Genomic DNA, 17,324 nt, shown 5'->3' with positions numbered 1-17,324 from the left:
GTCACAGGGTGGGGGGAACGGTGGTGATGGGCGCCACGATGAGCACCGGCCCGTCCGGCGATGTGGTGGCGGCCGCGACCAGCTCGGCGAGGTGCGCGGCGTCCGTGGCGCGGTGCGCGGGGACCCCGTAGCCCCGGGCCAGGGCGCACAGGTCGATGCCGGGGATGTCCAGACCGGGCACCCCTGGGGTGTTCTCGAAGCGGCCGAACCATTTGAGGATCGCGTACTCCCGGTTGGCCGGGATCACGAAGGTGACCGGGACGCGGTAGGCGGCCGCCGTCCACAGCGCGGTGATCGCGTACTGGGCGGAACCGTCACCGACGAGCGCCACCACGGGCCGGTCCGGCCGGCCGAGCCGGGCGCCCACCGCCGCCGCGAGACCGAAGCCCAGACCGCCGCCGGTGGTCATCAGGAAGGACCCCGGCCGGTCGATGCGCACATGGTCGCGGAAGGCCTGGACGTTGGAGGGCGACTCGTTGACCCACACGGTCTCGGGCGGGGCGGCACTCGCGACGGCCGCGAGGGCGTCCACCGCGGACATCGGCTCGGGGGCCGGGTCGGCGGCCGGGGCGCTCTGCGCTCCGGGCCCGGTCTCCGCCACCGTGGGCGCCGTCGTCACCCCCGCGGCCGCGTCCGCCGGGCCGTCGCCGCCGCCCTTCTTCTCCAGCACCTCCGTCAGCAGCTCCAGGGTGGGCCGCAGCCCCGCGACGAGGGCGTCGCCGACGGGTGCCCGCGCCGCCTCGTCGGGGTCGCTGGTGAGCAGCACCAGCTCCGCGCCGTCCGGCAGCACCGGGCCGGGCACATAGGGGTAGTAGCGGAAGACGGGCGCCCCCACCACCAGCACCAGATCGTGTCCGGCCAGGGTCTGCGCCAGCGGCGCGAGGGCCGGTGGCAGGACGCCCTGGTAGAGGGGATGGTCCTCGGGGAAGCCGACCCGGCCCTCGATGGGCGAGGCCCACACCGGCAGCCGCCGGTGCTCGGCGAGCGCGACGGCCGCCTCCCAGGCCCCTTCGGCGTCGATCGCGCCACCGGTCACCAGCACCGGATTGGCGGCCTCCGCCAGCCGTCGGGCGAGGTCCTGCACGGCGGGCGCGGCGGCCGCGGTGCCGTCGTGGACCCGGCGGCGCGCCGCGGCCAGCGCCCCCGCGTACTCCGCCTCGTCCAGCTCCACGTCGAAGTCGTCCATCGGCAGCGACAGGAACACCGGGCCGCGCGGCGCGGTCTCGGCCAAGTGGAAGGCCCGGGCCAGCGCCGCCGGCACGTCCTGCGCGCGCGGTGGTTCGTAGGCCCACTTCACGGCCGGACGGGGCAGGACGGTGGCGTCCACGTTGGTCAGCAGCGCCTCCATGGTCATCATGGCGCGGACCTGCTGCCCGGCGGTCACCACCATGGGCGTGTGGTTGGCGGCCGCGGTGATGATGGCGCCCATGGCGTTGCCGACGCCGGGAGCCGTGTGGAGATTGACCAGGGCGGTCCCGCCGGTGGCCTGCGCGTACCCGTCGGCCATCCCGACGACGACGGCTTCCTGGAGACCGAGCACGTACCGGAAGTCGTCGGGGAAGTCCTGGAGGAAGGGGAGTTCCGTGGAGCCCGGATTGCCGAACACCGTCGTCACTCCACGGGACCGCAACAGCTCAAAAGTGGCTGCGCGTACGGTCGTCATGCCTCGCACCTCTTGGGGTCGGTGGGCCGGTTGGGAGAGGGGAGCATTGCCACTTCCCGCCCGGCAAAGCCATGACAGCCGAAGATCAGCTCAGTATTCATCCGCAGGAGTGAAAACCTGCTTTTCCGCCCGGTCCGACCGGTCTGCGGGTCCTACGGTCGCCGGTATGCCCGACTTGGACGAAGTCATCCAGCGGATCCGTCACGACATGGACAGACGCCTCCGTGAGCGCCTGCGCGGGATGCCGCCGGAGCGGCCGGCCGACTGGCCCGTCGACACCCTCTCCGACCCCCGCGCCGACCGCCCGCTCGACGCGGTCGAACCCGGGCAGGCGGCCGGGACCGGCTGAGGCGTCGTCCCGCGCCCGGACGCGGACGCGACGGCGGGAGGCGGGCCGTCCCTCGGCGGCCGCCTCCCGCCGTCCGGTCGGTGCGGTGGGTTCGGTCTCCTGTGGTCCGGTGGTCAGCGCCTGGATCTGCTCATTCCCAGCCCCGCGAGGGCGAGGGAGCACAGGAGGGCCACGCCACCGACGATGATGTTGCTGACGATGGCCCGGGTGGTGTCGACGTTGCCCGCCACGACCCAGGGCGCGACGATCGTCCACGCGGCTATGCACAGCGCGGCCCAGCTCATCGCGTGCGTACGCTCATACGCCGACCCGAAGCCGCCGAGCAGACAAGCGAAGGCCGCACCGGCGATCAGGTTGGTGATGGCCAGGGTCGTTGAGCCGTTGAATCCGACAATCCATGGTGAGGCGGCCAGATAGACGCCACACATAAAGGCGAGGGCTTCGACGCCCTGTGCGGTGGGTGTCGCGGTGGTTTCCTCCGAGTGCGCGCGGAGCGCCAGGAGGTCCGGGTGCTGGTCGATACGGGGCGACGTAGGAGCGCTCACGTCGGCCACCTTCTTTCCCTACTTGAGTGCCACCTGGCTGTATTTTAACCTCAATTGCCCCAATTTCCACCCTGATGGCGTAGACAACACCACCCCCTGACGCCTGTTTGGGAGTGAGGGAACGGGGGAGCCGCAAGAAGAGGCCGTCGGGAGACCGGCGGGTCACAGGGGGATGAAAAGGGGGAAAACCACGATGGAGCGTCGCGAGGGACAGCAGGAGCAGAGCGCGGGCCGGGCGGGGGACCGGACACCGGGACCGTTACCCGGCCGGACGGAGCTGACGGAGCCCTTGGGCAGCACCGTCCGTGACGAGGACGACAGCGAGCCGCACATCGTCCGCGGCATGGACTGAACCCGGCCCCGACCCGGACCGGGTCCGGACCGCATCCGCCCGGGGCGTCGCGCGGCCAACGCTCACGGGACGTTCCCCGGGCGGAAAGATCCACGTGGCCCGCGAGGCGCGCGGGGGGCCGACAACACCCCTATGCGCATCGTCATCGTCACCGAGTCCTTCCCGCCCGACGTCAACGGCGTCGCCCTCTGCGCCGAGCAGACCGCCCGGCACCTGGCCCGGCGCGGCCACGAACCGCTCGTCGTCACCCCGTCGGGCCCCTACGATCCGGGCGGTGGCGAAGACGACGCCGGGTGGTACCCCGTCGTGCGGGTCCCCTCGATACCGCTGCCCGGCTGTCCGGGGATCCGCGTCGCGCTGCCGAGCCGACGGCTGCCCGGGGCGCTGGCCGCCCACCGGCCCGACATCGTCCACCTCGCGAGCCCTTTCGTGCTCGGCGCGCGCGGCATGAGCGCCGCCGCGCGCCTCGGCGTGCCCGCCGTCGCCGTCCACCAGACCGACCTCGGCGGCTACGCCCGCACCCATCCGGGCACCGGCGGCCACCTCGCCTGGCGGCGGATACGGGCGGTGCACACGGCCGCCGACCGCACCCTCGCGCCCTCCTCCGCCGCCGCCCGCGACCTCGTCGCGCACGGCGTCCCCCGGGTACGGCTGTGGCCGCGCGGCGTGGACTCCACCCGCTTCCACCCCGCACGGCGCGACCCCGAGCTGCGCCGCGCGCTCGCCCCCGGCGGCGAGCTGATCGTCGGCTACGTGGGCCGGCTCGCCCCGGAGAAACGCGTCGAGCTGCTCGCACCCGTCTGCGCGCTGCCGGGCGTGCGCCTCGTCATCGTCGGCGACGGCCCCAGCGCCGCCGGGCTGCGCACCGCCCTGCCCGGGGCCCGCTTCCTCGGCAGCCGCACCGGCGAGGGCCTCGCCCGGATCTTCGCCTCGCTGGACGTCTTCGTCCACACCGGCCCCCAGGAGACCTTCTGCCAGACCGGGCAGGAGGCGCAGGCCAGTGGCGTACCGGTGATCGCACCGGCGGTCGGCGGCCCCCTCGACCTCATCGACCACGGCCGCACCGGCCTGCTCGTGCGGCCCTGTGACGCCGAGGCGGTCCGCGACGCCGTCCTCGCCCTGGAACCCTGCCGCGCCCGGCGCGCCGCGTACGGACGGGCCGGCCGCGAGTCCGTCCTCGGCCGCACCTGGACGGTGATCGGCGACCGGCTCCTGGACCACTACGACGACGTCCTGGCCCGCCGGTGCGCCCGCAGCCGGCCGGCCGTGGAGGGGAGCACGGTCTGAACGCGCCTCGCCGGGCCCTACACCCGTACGGGCACGAACCGCACCGGCGTGCCGGGCACCGCCTGGGCCGCGGCGGCCAGCGACGGCTCGGGGACCACCCCGACGACGGGGTAGCCACCGGTCGTCGGGTGATCCGCGAGGAAGACCACCGGGCGGCCGTCGGGCGGGACCTGGACGGCGCCGAGGACCATGCCCTCGCTGGGGAGTTCGCCCTCCCGCGCCCGCTCCAGACGCGGCCCCTCGGTGCGCAGCCCGATGCGGTTGCTCGCCGGCGACACCCGGAAGGCGCCGCCCGCCAGGGCCCGCCGCGCACCGGGGGTGAACCAGTCGTCCCGCGGGCCGAGGACGACCGGCAGCACCAGCCCGGCCGTGGGCGGTCCGGCCGAGGGCACGGTGTCCGCGGTCAGCGGCGGCCCGCAAGGGGCGCCCAGCGGCAGGGACATGCCCTCGGCGAGCGGTGCGGGCCCAAGGCCGGAGAGCAGATCGCGGGAGCGGCTGCCGAGGACCCGCGGCACGGCCACACCGCCGCCGAAGGCCACGTAGCAGCGCAGCCCCGCGCGGGCGCTGCCCACGTCGAGCACGGCACCCGCCGCCAGCCGCACCGGCGCGCCCCACGCCACCGGGCGGCCGTCGACCCGCACCGGACAGGGCGCCCCCGTCACGGCGGCCGTCACGGCCGTGTCCGTGCGCACGGCACACCCGTCGACGGTGGTCTCCAGGGTGGCGAACGCCGCGGGGTTGCCCACCAGGCGGTTGGCGAGCCGGTGCGCGGGCCGGTCGAGGGCGCCGGAGCGGGGCACCCCGAGATGCGCGTGGCCGGGCCGGCCGAGGTCCTGCACGGTGGTCAGCGCCCCGGACCGCAGCACCGTCAGGGCGCTCACGCGAGTGCCTCGAAGCGCACGCGGGTGCCCGGGGCGAGCAGCGCGGCCGGCTCCCGCGCGGGGTCCCACAGGGCGGCGTCGGTACGGCCGATGAGCTGCCAGCCGCCGGGGGAGGAGCGCGGGTAGACCCCGGTGTAGGGGCCGGCCAGGCCCACCGACCCGGCGGGCACGGCCGTGCGCGGAGTGGACCGGCGTGGCACCCGCAACCGCTCGGGCAGACCGGTGAGATAGCCGAAGCCGGGTGCGAAACCGCAGAAGGCGACGCGGAATTCGAGGCCGGAATGGATGCGCGGGACCTCGTCCTCCGGTACCCGCCACAGGGCCGCGACCTCGGCGAGGTCGGCCCCGTCGTAGCGGACCGGCAGGACGACGGCCGCGCTGCCGGCGGCGGTCAGCGGGGGTATGGACCAGCTCGTGAGGTCCTCGGCGAGGGCGCGCGGGTCGTCGAGGCCGTCCAGCAGGACGGTGCGGGCCGCGGGCACGATCTCGGCCACGGGCGGCAGCGACCCGGTGGCTCGGCGGCGCAGCAGCTCGGCGTGCAGGGCCTGGGCCTGTTCGGCGGTGGCGACCTCGACGAGCAGGGCGCGGCGCCCGACGGGAAGGGCGCGCACGCCGGTGAGCCGCTCCGGGGGCGCGGTCACGCGAACGCCTCGATCCGGACGCCGGCGGCCTCCAGTCCGTCCCGCACCCGGCGGGCGAGCTGCGCGGCCCCGGGGGTGTCGCCGTGCAGGCACAGCGAGCGGGCCTCGACGGCGACCTCCTCGCCGGTGAGGGCGAGGACGGCGGACGCGCGGGCGATGCGGACGGACCGGGTGACGACGGCGTCCGGGTCGGTGATCACGGAGCCGGGCTCCCGGCGGGAGACGAGCGTGCCCGCGGCGGTGTACGCGCGGTCGGCGAACGCCTCGGTGACCACCGGCAGTCCGGCCCGTCCGGCGGCCTCGTGCAGCAGCGAGCCGGGCAGCCCGAGGACGGGCAGCGCCCCGCCCGCACCGGATATGCCCGCCACCACGGCGGCCGCCTGGGCGGCGTCGGTGACCGTGCGGTTGTAGAGCGCGCCGTGCGGCTTCACATACGCGACGTCCGCACCGGCCGCCTGTGCGAAGACGCGCAACGCGCCGATCTGGTAGGTGATCTCGTCGGCGAGCTCGTCCGGCGGCACGTCCATGGCGCGGCGGCCGAAGCCGGCCAGGTCGCGGTAGGAGACCTGGGCGCCGATGCGCACGCCGAGTTCGACGGCGCGCTCGCACACCCGGCGCATCGTGGAGGGGTCCCCGGCGTGGAAGCCGCAGGCGATGTTCGCGCTGGTGACGACCGACAGCAGTGCGTCGTCGTCGGTGAGCCGCCAGCGGCCGAAGCCCTCGCCCAGATCGGCGTTGAGGTCGAGCGCCGGCCGGGGCGTCGTGCCCGGCCCGTCGGCAGGTCCGGTCATCGGCTGGTCTCCCGCATCACGTCGAGTATGAGTGTCCGTGCGTCGTCCAGATAGGTGGTCAGCTCGGCCTCGGCGCGGTCGTACGCGCCGTCGTCGAGGAGGGCGGCGAGGGCGCGGTTGCGCGCCAGGAACGGTTCGTGGAAGCGGCGCGGCGAGGGCATCGCGTGGAAGGCCAGGCGCAGTTCGGCCAGCAGCCGGTCCATGGCGGTGTCGATGCGGGCGCTGCCGGCCAGCGCCGCGAGCGCCCGGTGGAAGCGCAGGTCCGCCGAGCCCACCTCCCGCCAGTCGTGACCGGCCGCGGCGCGCTCGCCCTCGGCCACCGCCCGGCCGACGGCGTCGCGCAGCGTCCGGTCCGCGCCGTCGGCGGCCCGTACCCCCGCGGTCTCCAGGGCGGCGCGCACCCGGTAGATGTCCGTGACGTCGGCGGGCTCCAGGACCCGGACGAACACCCCCCGGTTCAGCACGTGGACGACCAGGCTCTCGTGGATGAGCAGCCGGAAGGCCTCGCGCAGCGTATTGCGCGACACCCCGAGGTCCCGGCCGAGCGCCTCCTCGGACAGCTGGGTGCCGGGCGGCAGTCCGCCGCCCTCGATACGGGTGCGCAGCGCGTCGGCCACGCGCTGCGCGGTGGATCGGGCCATGCGTCCTCCACGTGCGGCGGTCAAGGGCGATGCCAAGGCGTGTTCACCGGCCGCGGCCAAGTGATCCGCCAGTCAAGCCCCTTGAGGATTGTTGAACAATATCTTAGCCTCCTCGCCAGTCACCTCACCCGATCGAGTGAGGTCCGGGAACGCGGAAGGCAAGGCCCATGCTCGTTCTCCTGGGCGTCCTCGTGGTCGTGATCGGCTTCGCCACGAGGCGCAACCCCCTGCTGGTCGTCGGTGTCGCGGGCATCGCCACCGGCCTGCTCGGCGGGCTCTCGCCGCAGAAGGTGCTGGCCGCCTTCGGCACCGGCTTCGCCTCCAGCCGGGCGGTGACGATCTTCGTGATCACCCTCCCCGTCATCGGCCTCCTGGAGCGCTACGGGCTCCAGGAGCAGGCCCGCCGGCTGATCACCCGCTTCGCCGGGCTCACCACCGGCCGTTTCCTGGCCCTCTACCTCCTGCTCCGTCAGATCACCGCCGCACTCGGGCTCCTCAGCGTCTTCGGACACGCCCAGACCGTCCGACCGCTCGCCGCCCCCATGGCCGAGGGCGCGGCCGAGCGGCGCCACGGCCCGCTGCCCGACAAGGCCCGGGAGAAGGTGCGCTCCTTCGCCGCCAGCGCCGACAACGTCGGGCTCTTCTTCGGCGAGGACGTCTTCCTGGCCGTCGGCTCGATCCTGCTCATCACCGGATTCGTCAACACCACCTACCACACCCACCTCGAACCGCTGCAGCTCGCGCTGTGGGCCATACCCACCGCCCTGTGCGCCCTCACCATCCACGGCTGGCGGCTGCTGCGCCTGGACCGGGCACTGGCCGCCGGGGACACCGGAGCCGGCGCGCGCGAGGCCCTCGACCGGAAGGCCGCCAAGTGATCAAGGCAGAGTGGTTCTACTGGCTCGTCGGGGGCATCTTCCTGGTGATGGCCGCCCAGATGCTCACCGACCGCAGCAATCCCAAGCGGCTGGGCACCGCCGCCTTCTGGGGCCTGCTCGGCCTCGGCTTCGTCTACAGCACCTGGGTCGTCGACAAGTCCGCCCCGCCCGAGCCGCTCGGGGTGGCCGTCCTCGTCATGGTCTGCCTCGCCGGCTTCGGCTTCACCGGGCGCGGCGAGGCCCGTACGACGACGCCCGAGCAGCGGGCGGAGAGCGCGCGGCGGCTGGGCGGCAAGCTGTTCGTGCCCGCCCTCGCCATCCCGGCCGTCGCCCTGGTCTGCGCGGTCGGCGTCAAGAAGCTGTCCCTGGGCGGCGAGCCCGTCCTGCAGAAGGGCAGCGAGACCATCCTCGGGCTCGGGATCGGCTCGCTGGTCGCCCTCGCCGTCGGGATGGTGATGCTGCGCGAGCGGCGGATCACCGTGCCCGTGCACGCCGGACGCTCGATGCTGGAGACGATGGGCTGGGCGATGCTGCTGCCGCAGCTGCTGGCGACGCTCGGCACGATCTTCTCCGTCGCGGGCGTCGGCGACCAGGTCCGCCGGATCACCACCGCGGTCCTGCCGGACGGCTCCGTTCTCATCGCCGTCGTCGTCTACTGCGCCGGGATGTTCCTCTTCACCGTGATCATGGGCAACGGCTTCGCCGCGTTCCCCGTGATGACCGCGGCAGTCGGCTGGCCGGTCCTGGTGGAGCAGGCGCACGGCAACGCCTCCGCGGTGCTCGCCATCGGGATGCTCGCGGGCTTCTGCGGCACGCTGGTGACGCCCATGGCCGCGAACTACAACGTCGTCCCCGCGGCCCTGCTGGAGCTCAAGGACCAGTACGGGCCCATCAAGGCACAACTGCCCACCGCGGTCGCCCTGCTCGGCTGCAATATCGTCATCATGGCCGCCTTTGCTTTTTGACCCGTTACGACCCCATCTGACGTCACCTGATGCCATCTGGCGCCTTCCGGCGTCACTTGTCTTGTAGGGAGCACCCCTCGATGACCCGGGTACTGCTGACCGGATTCGAACCCTTCGGCGGCGAGAGCCTCAACCCCTCCTGGCAGGCCGTGCGCGCCGTCGCCGTCGACCCGCCCCAGGGGATCGACGTGCACGCCGCCCAACTGCCCTGCGTCTTCGGCGACGCCATCGACGCCCTGTACGACGCCGTCCGCGAGACCGAGCCCGACCTCGTCGTCTGCGTCGGCCAGGCCGGCGGCCGCCCCCACCTGACCGTCGAGCGCGTCGCCGTCAACATCGACGACGCCGTCATCCCCGACAATCTGGGCGCCCGGCCCGTCGACGAACCCGTAGTCCCCGGCGGCCCGGCCGCCTATTTCGCCACCCTCCCCGTCAAGGCCTGCGTCGCCGCCGTCCGCGACGCGGGCCTGCCCGCCGCCGTTTCGCAGACCGCCGGCACCTACGTCTGCAACCACGTCTTCTACGCCCTGATGCACCTCGCCGCGACCGAACGCCCCGGCCTGCGGGGCGGGTTCGTCCACGTTCCCTACGCGCCGGAACAGGTCACCGACCGGGCCCTGCCGTCACTCCCCGTGGCCACCGTCGCCGAGGGGCTGCGTATGATCGTGATCACCGCCGCACACCGCACCGAGGACGTACGCGCTGTGGGGGGCGCCACACACTGAGGCCACCGGCTCCGGCACCGGGCACGTCCGCCCGTGCCGTTTCGTCCGTTGTCGGGGTGAGCGCCTACTCTGTGCGACGTGACTTCTCCAGCCCCGGCGGCCGTTCCGCCCCAGCTCAACGGGCCCGCACTCCCCCAAGCTCTCGGCTCCGCTCGAGCAGGGGGGACCCCCATCGCCCCGGGCCCGGCCGCCGACGAGGGCCTGGCCCGTCGGCTGCGGGCGCTCGCCTGCACCGCGCCGCTGCACGACCTGGACGCGCGCAAAGCCAATCTCGCGGGCGAGTACGGCGGCTACGCGATGGCGGAGGTGGCCCTGGCCGCCATCGACCTGGTCACGCTCAACATGGACTTCGACACCGGCGCCGACCACGAGCAGATAGTGGCCAGGCTGCTGCCGCGCGTCGCCGCCCAGGAACCGCACCGGTCCGCCGCCGAGCACGAGCGCGTCGCCCGCTGGGTCCTGGAGAACCTCATCAACGTCGGCAGTGTCGACCGCGGCTTCCGGGCCGTCTACGGCACCTTCGGCACCGACGGCACGTACGTCCGCCGCGACTACGACTTCAAGCTGATCGAGGAAGTCCCCGGCCACGGCGGCACCGTCTTCCTGCGCACCACCGACGAGGCCGTCAACGTCCTCGTCGGCGCCCTCGACACCGATGTCACCAGCGCGCAGATCGCCGCCGAGGTGAAGCTGGAGGTCCTCATCAGCCGGGGCCGGCTCGCCGACGCCCAGCTCGCCGCGGAGCAGGCCCGCTACCGCACCGTGCAGTACGCCGAGACCCTCCGCAAGACCCTCGACGCCACCCGCCGCAACGTCCGGGCCGTGGACTGGCTGCGCACCGTCCCCGACATGATCGCCGAAGCGCTCGACCACGTCGCCGACCGCTACCGCCACGAGAACGCGATCCTCACCAACATCCGCAAGGCGCGCGACGAGGCCGAGGAGCCCGAGAACAAGCGGCGCGCCGCCGAGCTGGTCGACATCGTCAAGGACTGCATCCGCCGCCACACCCAGCTGCAGTCGAGGCTGCTCGAAGCCGGCCCCCTCTTCCGCGCCGAACAGGACCGGCAGGCCTTCGCACCCCCGGCCGCCCGCGCCGGCCTCGACCTGTACGGGCAGCTCCTCGCCCCCGTCCTGCCGCTCCCGCTCGAGCAGGCCGGCCGCGTCACCGACGCCTTCTTCACCCACGGCACCGGCCTGCGCACCCCGGTGTCCGTCCGCGTCGGCGACCTGGTGGAGATGCTGCTGACGCCGCCCGCCGAGCGCGAGCACCTCGGCGCGGAGATGCCCGAACCGGACCTCATCGCGACCCCGGACGACAGCCGCTTCAGCGAGGAGCAGCTCGCGAGCGCCATGGAGCTGCTCGACCTGCCGGCCGACGCGCCCCGCCGCCTCTCCGGCCTCCTGGCCGACGCCCGCCGCCGCGACCCGGAACTCCCCTACCTCGTCGCCCTGCTGGCCGTCCACGCCGCGAGCCCCTCGGTCGGCACGGCCTACCGCCAGGGCGAGCAGACCCTGCTGTTCGCCGTCGACGACGGCACCCAGCTCGACGACATCGAGTTCGGCGGCGCCGACCTCATCGTCGGCAAGGCCCTGCTGGACGCGGCCGGCATGGCGGCGGACCGCGCGGAGGCCACGTGATCGCCGTACGGCTTCCCGCCGTGGCGGACGGAGACACCACGGCCCTGCCCCTCTCCCGGCCACCGCTGGGATACGCCCCCGGCCACGGGAAGGGGCGGGTCCGGGGAGGAACTCCCGCCGCCACGGCGAGCCACCACCGCGGCGCGGCCCGGCGGTGCCGAACCGACCACCACCCATGGAACCCCCAGCAGGAGCACCGACCGTGACTGAGTACGACGCCGAGTACCCGGCGCAGCCGGATGTGGCCGAGCCGAGTCCCACCCCGAGCGGCAGCGGCAACGTCACCCCCGCCGACGCCGCCGACGCCGCCCGGCTCATCGCCTTCGGGCTGCAGCCCAAGCTGCTGCCCGCCCGCGACGCCGAGTACGCCGAGCTGCTGCGCCGCCACCGCGACGAGCCCGCCTTCGCGCGGCTCGCGGACGCCGTCGCCGCCGGCCTCGGGCTCATCGTGCTGGAGGTGTCCAGCCGGGCCGGCATGGCCGTCACCGCCGCCGAGGACTCCGTCTTCGCCGTCCGGATGGGCGACTACGCCCGCCGGGCCACCGCCGACTCCGCCGACCGGTTCCTGCACGGCCTCGCCCATCTCGCGGTCGCCGCCATGGCCTTCCCGCGTCCGGAGGACCTCGCCGACGACGGCTACATCGGCCGCGTCACCGTCAACGGCATCGACGCGTTCGTCCGCCAGGCCTGCCGCCGGCTGGAGGAGAAGGCCGCCGAGCAGGGCGAGAACACCGACCCCACCACCGACGCCCCCGGCCTCGAAGCCGCCTGGCGGGTCTACGCCCGGCGCAGCGCGACCGGCGCCACCAAGGACGCCCGCCGTCTCGCGGGCTCCACCACCGGCATCATCGCCAAGGCCGTCGCCTTCCTCGTCGACTCCGGTTTCCTCCAGCGCACCGGCGACGACGCCGGCGGCGCGTACCGCACCACGCCCCGCTACCAGCTCCAGGTCCGCGACATGGCGGGCAGCGCCGCCATGGCCGAGCTGCTGGAGCTGGGTGTCGTCCCTGTCGGCGACGGCAGCGCCACCCTGCTGCCGCCCAGCGACGCCGACGCCCTCGACCTCGTCGCGGACGCCGGACTGCCGTTCTTCGAGAACGGCTTCGACCACAGCAACGCCTCCTGACCACCGCCCGTCACGACAACGAGAGTCCGCCATGTACGAGCTGTCCCGGGTCCGCCTCTACTCCATCGGGCCCGCCGGTGCGCGGTACGCCGACACCGTGCTGGACCTGCGGAGCGTCGGCGCGCCCGTGCCCCACCCCGCGCCCGCGCAGGCGGAGTTCTTCGAGGACGAGCCCGTCGGCCCGCCGCGCCGCCCCGCACCCGCGGGCGTGCTCTTCCTGGAGAACGGCGGCGGCAAGTCCGTCCTCCTCAAGCTGATCTTCTCGGTGATGCTGCCGGGCCACCGCAACACCCTCGGCGGCGCCAGCTCCGGTGTGCTCCGCAAGTTCCTCCTCGCCGACGACTGCGGTCACGTCGCCCTGGAGTGGAGCCACGTCCTCACCGGCGAGTCCGTCGTCGTCGGCAAGGTCAGCGAGTGGCGCGGCCGCCAGGTCTCGGGCGATCCCCGGAAGTTCGCCGAGGCCTGGTACTCCTTCCGGCCCGGCCCCGGCCTGAGCCTCGACTCGCTGCCCGTCGCCGAGTCCACCGCCATGCGCGGCGGCGCCGACGGCAGCTCCGGCGCCCGGGGGCGGCGGCGCACCATGAAGGGCTTCCGCGACGCCCTCACCGAGGCCGGCAAGGCCTACCCGCACCTCGACGTGGTGTGGGAGGAGATCCACGAGCGCTGGAACGAGCACCTCGGCGAGCTGGGCCTGGACCCCGAGCTCTTCCGCTACCAGCGCGAGATGAACGCCGACGAGGGCGAGGCCGCCGGCCTCTTCGCCGTCAAGAACGACTCGGACTTCACCGACCTGCTGCTGCGCGCCGTCACCGACACCCGGGACACCGACGGCCTCGCCGACCTCGTGCACGGCTTCGCCCACAAGCTGGGCCGCCGCGCCGAGCTGACCGCCGAGCGGGACTTCACGGCCGGCTCGCTGGACCTGCTGACCCGCATCGCCGACGCCGCCGCCGTGCGCGAGCAGGCGCGCGGCGTGCACACCGGGGCCGAGCGCCGCACCCGCGTCCTCGCCCGCCGGCTCTCCGCGCGCGGCGCCGAGGAGCGCGGCCGCACCGCCGAGCTGGCCGAGCAGGTCGCCGCCGCCGCGCACGGCGTCACCGACGCCGAGACCGAGCGCGGCCGCCGCTCCCTGGTCGCCGCCGAGATCGCCTACCGGCACGCCTCGCTGGCGCTCGCCGCCGCCGAGAAGGCCGCCGCCGCCCAGCGCCGCGAACTCCTCGACGCCCGTACCCTGCACTCCGCCTGGCAGGCCGCCGAGACCGTCCTGCGCCACCGGGCCGCCGCCGACCGCTCCGCGCGCGTCGCCGCCGCCATCCAGGAGGCCGAACGGGACGCGGCCCCCGCGCTCGCCGCCCGCGCCCAGGCGGCCACCGAGCTCGTCCGGGCCCTCAACACCGCCGCCGAGGAGGGCGAGCGCGTCGCCAACGAGGAGGAGGAGCGCTCGGCCGTCCTCCAGGAGACGGCCGAAGCCGCCCACCGCGACGCCACCTCCGCCGCCACCGAGGCCCAGCGCGCCCGCAGCGAGTCCGGCCACCTGCGCCAGCGCCTCGTCGAGGTCGAGCAGGAGACCGCCGAGGCGGTCCGCGCCGGCTGGCTCGACGACACCGCCCCCGACGCCGACCCGGCCAGGGCCGCCCTCGCCGCCAGCGACGCCGAGAAGCCCGCGGCCGCCGCCTACGAGAGCGCCCGCGAAGCCGCCCGCCAGGCGGCCGAGCGCGCGAAGGAGGCCGCCGCAGCCCAGGCCCGCACCGAGCTGTCCGCCGCCCGCGCCGCCGACGCCGCCACGGCGGCCGAGTCCGCCTACGACGCCGAGCGCCGCGCCGCCGAGTCCCTCGGCGCCGACCAGCGCATCGTCGAACTCCTGGGCCTGCCCCAGCCGACGGCCGCGGGCCAGGTCCCCGGACCGCGCTCGGGACCCGACCGCACCCCCGCCGACCCGGCCCCTGCCGCCAACGCCGTGCCCGCCGCCCGCCGCACGGTGGACGGGCCCCTGACGGCTGAGGAGCTGGACCGGAACGCCGACGCGCTGCGCGAGATGCTCGACGCGAGCGTCGCCGCCTCCGAACGGCAGATGTTCGACCTGCGCACCGCCGCCGCCGACGACTCCCGCATCCTCGGCGCGCTCGGTGACGGTGGTCTGCTCCCGCCCAGCCCCGACGTCCTCGCCACCGTCGAGTACCTCGGCGAGCACGGCATCCCCGCGCTGCCCGGCTGGCGCTACCTGGCCCAGGCCGTCGACCCGGCCGAGCACGCCACCGTCCTCGCGGCGCGGCCCGAGCTCGTCGACGGTGTCGTCATCACCGACCCGGACGCCCACACCCGGGCCCGTGAGGTGCTCGCCCAGGCCTCGCTGCTGCCCCGCTCCGCCGTGGCCGTCGGCACGACCGCCGCCCTGCTCGCCCCGGCACCCGACCCGGAGACCGGCGACGGCTCCGGTGCCTCCGGCGCTTCCGCCGTTTTTCTGGTGCCCCCGAACCCCGCCATGCACGACGAGCGCGCCGCCGACGACGAGCGGCACGCCCTGCGCGCCCGGGCCGCCGCCCGGGACGAGGAGATCCGCGCCATAGCGGCACGGCTGGCCGGCGACCGCACGCTCGCCGCCCGGCTGGCCTCCTGGCGCGCCGGCTGCCCCGTCGGGCGGCTCGCCGAGCTGGCCGCCGAGGCCGAGCGGGCCCGCACCGCCGCCGACGACGCCCAGGAAGAGCTGGCCGAGCTGCGCGTGGCCCGCGCCGAGGCGGACGAGAGCGCCGCCGAAGCCGCCCGGGTGCGCGACGAACGGCAGGAGACCGCCCAGCGCGCCCGCCGCGTCGCCGACGCGCTCGCCGGCCTCGCCTACCGGCTGCGCGAGCGCGCCGCCTGGCAGTCCCGGCTGCGCGAGCTCGCCGAGGAGGCCGCCGAGGCCGAGGAGCAGGCGGCGGTCTGCGTGGACCGCGCCCGCGCCGCCGACGAGGACCGCCGCGCCGCCCAGCGCGCCGCCGACGACGCCCGCCGCACGGCCCGCGCGCTGCGCGCCGAGCGGGCCGAGATCGCGGGCGCCCCCGACGAGGTCGCCGCCGACGCCCCGGCCCCCACCGCCTCGCTGCCCGCCCTGCGGGAGGCCCACCGTGCCGCCTCGCAGCTCTACGAGAAGGTCGGCGTCGGCGCCGACCTGCGCGCCGAGCAGGCCCGTGCCGAGAGCGACGAGAGCGCCGCCCGCGCCGAACTCGACCGCCTCACCAACAAGGTCCGCACCCGCGCCGCCCAGCTCCTCGAAGGCACCGACGGCGCCGACGGCCCGTCCCGGCAGGCCGCGGCGGCCCGCGCCGAGGCCCTCGTGCAGATGCTGGAGACCCGCGCCTCCACCGCCAGCGAACAGCTCGGCCGGCTGCGCGGCGAGGCCGAGCGGCTCGCCCCCGCCGACGGCGACGCGCACACCGAGCTGCCCGCCGAGCTGGTGCCCGCCGACGCCGACCGGGCCAAGGAGCTGCTGCGCACCGCCACGGCCGAACTCGCCGCCGGCACCGACGCCCTGGAGCGCGCCCGCACCGTCCACGGCGACCTGCTGCGCGCCCACCGTGCCGCCGAGGACGCCGCCGCCGGCTTCGACGACACCGCCGCTCTCCTGCGCGACCTGCTGCGCGACAACACCCAGGAGGACGAGGGCGAACAGCCCGAGGCGTACACCGGGACCCTGGAGGAGGCCCGGCAGGCCGCCGCCGAGGCCCGGCGCTCCCTGCGCGGCTGCGCGGGCGAGCTGTCCGCCGCCGAGTCCGCCGTCCGCGAGGCGAGCGACGTCCTCGTACGGCACGCCAACTCCACCCGCTACGAGCAGGTGCGCACCCCCGCCCGCCAGCAGATCCGCGAGCTGCCCGCCGCCGCCCTGCCGGAGCACGCCCTCGCCTGGGCGGAGGCCTTCGCGCCCCGGCTGCGGGTGCTGACCGACGAGCTGGAGCAGCTGGAGCGCAACCGCGACAGCATCGTCGACCGGCTGCGCGGCCTCGTGGAGTCCTCGCTCACCACGCTGCGCTCCGCGCAGCGCCTCTCCCGGCTCCCCGAGGGCCTGGGGGAGTGGTCGGGCCAGGAGTTCCTGCGCATCCGTTTCGAGGACCCCGACCAGTCGACCCTCACCGAGCGGCTCGGCGAGGTCATCGACGAGGCGACCAGCTCGGCCGTCAAGAAGAACTCCGACCTGCGCCGTGACGGCATGTCCCTGCTGCTGCGGGGCGTCCAGGCGGCGCTGCTGCCGCGCGGCGTGGCCGTGGAGATCCTCAAGCCGGACGCGGTGCTGCGCGCCGAGCGGGTGCCGGTCCGGCAGATGGGCGACGTGTTCTCCGGCGGCCAGCTGCTGACCGCGGCCATCGCGCTGTACTGCACCATGGCGGCGCTGCGCAGCAACGACCGGGGCCGAGACAAGCAGCGGCACGCGGGCACGCTGTTCCTCGACAACCCCATCGGCCGCGCCAACGCCACCTATCTGCTGGAGCTCCAGCGGGCGGTCGCCGACGCGCTCGGCGTGCAGCTGCTCTACACCACCGGCCTCTTCGACACCACGGCCCTGGCGGAGTTCCCGCTGGTCATCCGGTTGCGCAACGACGCGGACCTGCGGGCGGGCCTGAAGTACATCAGCGTCGAGGAGCACCTGCGCCCCGGCCTGCCCCAGCAGGACCCGGACGCCGAGCCGGTGCACGGGGAGATCACGGCGACGCGCATGTACCGCCGCCCGGTGGAGGAACCGGCGTAAGGCCTGGCCGGCCGGTCGTGGTCGGCGGCTGCCCCGCCGTTTCGTCCTCAAGCGCCGGACGGGCTGGTTTTGGCTGAGCTCAGCCGCCAAGCCCGTCCGGCGTTTGAGGACACAGCACA

15 protein-coding genes are annotated in these 17,324 nt (G+C 75.1%); 9 read left to right on the top strand and 6 right to left on the bottom strand.

Going from position 1 to position 17,324, the window contains the following annotated elements; all coding sequences use genetic code 11:
• Window position 1: 1 nt before the first annotated feature.
• A complete protein-coding gene (mdlC, locus tag JO379_RS06245; protein WP_209514287.1) occupies window positions 2–1,663 on the bottom strand; it encodes a benzoylformate decarboxylase in 1,662 nt (553 codons plus the stop codon).
• A gap of 166 nt (window positions 1,664–1,829) precedes the next feature.
• On the opposite strand from mdlC, the gene JO379_RS06240 reads away from it, so the two are divergent.
• Window positions 1,830–2,012, top strand: a complete 183-nt coding sequence (locus JO379_RS06240; RefSeq protein WP_130876754.1) for a hypothetical protein — start codon at window positions 1,830–1,832, stop codon at window positions 2,010–2,012.
• Between the two features lie 113 nt (window positions 2,013–2,125).
• Here JO379_RS06240 and JO379_RS06235 read toward each other — a convergent pair whose 3' ends face one another.
• Window positions 2,126–2,557 carry an SPW repeat protein gene (locus tag JO379_RS06235; RefSeq protein WP_130876753.1) on the bottom strand — a complete coding sequence of 144 codons (432 nt, stop codon included), beginning with the start codon at window positions 2,555–2,557 and terminating at the stop codon, window positions 2,126–2,128.
• Window positions 2,558–2,750: 193 nt separating this feature from the next.
• Between JO379_RS06235 and JO379_RS06230 the strand changes: the two genes are divergently transcribed.
• Window positions 2,751–2,909 carry a hypothetical protein gene (locus JO379_RS06230; RefSeq protein ID WP_165451491.1) on the top strand — a complete coding sequence of 53 codons (159 nt, stop codon included), beginning with the start codon at window positions 2,751–2,753 and terminating at the stop codon, window positions 2,907–2,909.
• A 132-nt stretch (window positions 2,910–3,041) separates the two neighbouring features.
• Window positions 3,042–4,196 carry a glycosyltransferase family 4 protein gene (locus JO379_RS06225; RefSeq protein ID WP_209514286.1) on the top strand — a complete coding sequence of 385 codons (1,155 nt, stop codon included), beginning with the start codon at window positions 3,042–3,044 and terminating at the stop codon, window positions 4,194–4,196.
• A gap of 17 nt (window positions 4,197–4,213) precedes the next feature.
• Here the strand turns inward: JO379_RS06225 and JO379_RS06220 are convergent, their stop codons facing one another.
• The 4 genes from JO379_RS06220 to JO379_RS06205 are packed head-to-tail and all read right to left on the bottom strand — an operon-like array spanning window position 4,214 to window position 7,150.
• Window positions 4,214–5,077, bottom strand: coding sequence for a 5-oxoprolinase subunit C family protein (locus tag JO379_RS06220; protein WP_209514284.1), 864 nt, complete (start codon window positions 5,075–5,077; stop codon window positions 4,214–4,216).
• A complete protein-coding gene (gene pxpB, locus JO379_RS06215) occupies window positions 5,074–5,688 on the bottom strand; it encodes a 5-oxoprolinase subunit PxpB (RefSeq protein ID WP_209518554.1) in 615 nt (204 codons plus the stop codon). Before pxpB ends, JO379_RS06220 begins: the two co-directional genes overlap by 4 nt.
• A 26-nt stretch (window positions 5,689–5,714) precedes the next feature.
• Window positions 5,715–6,509, bottom strand: coding sequence for a LamB/YcsF family protein (locus JO379_RS06210; RefSeq protein WP_130876750.1), 795 nt, complete (start codon window positions 6,507–6,509; stop codon window positions 5,715–5,717).
• A complete protein-coding gene (locus JO379_RS06205; RefSeq protein WP_209514282.1) occupies window positions 6,506–7,150 on the bottom strand; it encodes a GntR family transcriptional regulator in 645 nt (214 codons plus the stop codon). Before JO379_RS06205 ends, JO379_RS06210 begins: the two co-directional genes overlap by 4 nt.
• 167 nt (window positions 7,151–7,317) lie before the next feature.
• Here JO379_RS06205 and JO379_RS06200 point away from each other — a divergent pair, with 167 nt between their 5' ends.
• From JO379_RS06200 to JO379_RS06175, 6 genes are all read left to right on the top strand, one after another.
• The gene (locus JO379_RS06200) at window positions 7,318–8,028 is read left to right on the top strand and encodes a DUF969 domain-containing protein (protein WP_130876748.1); all 711 of its coding nucleotides are present in this window, start codon (window positions 7,318–7,320) and stop codon (window positions 8,026–8,028) included.
• Window positions 8,025–8,993: a DUF979 domain-containing protein gene (locus JO379_RS06195; protein ID WP_209514279.1), complete on the top strand. Its 969-nt coding sequence runs from the start codon at window positions 8,025–8,027 to the stop codon at window positions 8,991–8,993. Before JO379_RS06200 ends, JO379_RS06195 begins: the two co-directional genes overlap by 4 nt.
• 80 nt (window positions 8,994–9,073) lie before the next feature.
• Window positions 9,074–9,718: a pyroglutamyl-peptidase I gene (gene pcp / locus JO379_RS06190; RefSeq protein ID WP_130876746.1), complete on the top strand. Its 645-nt coding sequence runs from the start codon at window positions 9,074–9,076 to the stop codon at window positions 9,716–9,718.
• A gap of 78 nt (window positions 9,719–9,796) precedes the next feature.
• On the top strand, window positions 9,797–11,359 hold the full coding sequence (locus tag JO379_RS06185; RefSeq protein WP_209514277.1) for a hypothetical protein: 1,563 nt from the start codon (window positions 9,797–9,799) through the stop codon (window positions 11,357–11,359).
• A gap of 175 nt (window positions 11,360–11,534) precedes the next feature.
• Window positions 11,535–12,485, top strand: coding sequence for a hypothetical protein (locus JO379_RS06180; RefSeq protein ID WP_245381395.1), 951 nt, complete (start codon window positions 11,535–11,537; stop codon window positions 12,483–12,485).
• Between the two features lie 31 nt (window positions 12,486–12,516).
• Window positions 12,517–17,205, top strand: coding sequence for a hypothetical protein (locus JO379_RS06175; RefSeq protein WP_130876744.1), 4,689 nt, complete (start codon window positions 12,517–12,519; stop codon window positions 17,203–17,205).
• The last annotated feature ends 119 nt before the right edge of the window (window positions 17,206–17,324 follow it).

It is taken from the genome of Streptomyces syringium, from assembly GCF_017876625.1.
GTDB classification, from domain to species: Bacteria; Actinomycetota; Actinomycetes; order Streptomycetales; family Streptomycetaceae; genus Streptomyces; species Streptomyces syringius.
Note: the sequence above shows the minus strand (reverse complement) of the source record. Positions and strands in the feature narration are given on the sequence as shown.

What these genes read in the sequence shown, in the direction of transcription:
- mdlC (WP_209514287.1), bottom strand. Translation starts at nt 1,663, where the DNA reads ATGACGACCGTACGCGCAGCCACTTTTGAGCTGTTGCGGTCCCGTGGA.
- JO379_RS06240 (WP_130876754.1), top strand. Translation starts at nt 1,830, where the DNA reads ATGCCCGACTTGGACGAAGTCATCCAGCGGATCCGTCACGACATGGAC.
- JO379_RS06230 (WP_165451491.1), top strand. Translation starts at nt 2,751, where the DNA reads ATGGAGCGTCGCGAGGGACAGCAGGAGCAGAGCGCGGGCCGGGCGGGG.
- JO379_RS06225 (WP_209514286.1), top strand. Translation starts at nt 3,042, where the DNA reads ATGCGCATCGTCATCGTCACCGAGTCCTTCCCGCCCGACGTCAACGGC.
- JO379_RS06210 (WP_130876750.1), bottom strand. Translation starts at nt 6,509, where the DNA reads ATGACCGGACCTGCCGACGGGCCGGGCACGACGCCCCGGCCGGCGCTC.
- JO379_RS06205 (WP_209514282.1), bottom strand. Translation starts at nt 7,150, where the DNA reads ATGGCCCGATCCACCGCGCAGCGCGTGGCCGACGCGCTGCGCACCCGT.
- JO379_RS06200 (WP_130876748.1), top strand. Translation starts at nt 7,318, where the DNA reads ATGCTCGTTCTCCTGGGCGTCCTCGTGGTCGTGATCGGCTTCGCCACG.
- pcp (WP_130876746.1), top strand. Translation starts at nt 9,074, where the DNA reads ATGACCCGGGTACTGCTGACCGGATTCGAACCCTTCGGCGGCGAGAGC.
- JO379_RS06180 (WP_245381395.1), top strand. Translation starts at nt 11,535, where the DNA reads ATGGAACCCCCAGCAGGAGCACCGACCGTGACTGAGTACGACGCCGAG.
- JO379_RS06175 (WP_130876744.1), top strand. Translation starts at nt 12,517, where the DNA reads ATGTACGAGCTGTCCCGGGTCCGCCTCTACTCCATCGGGCCCGCCGGT.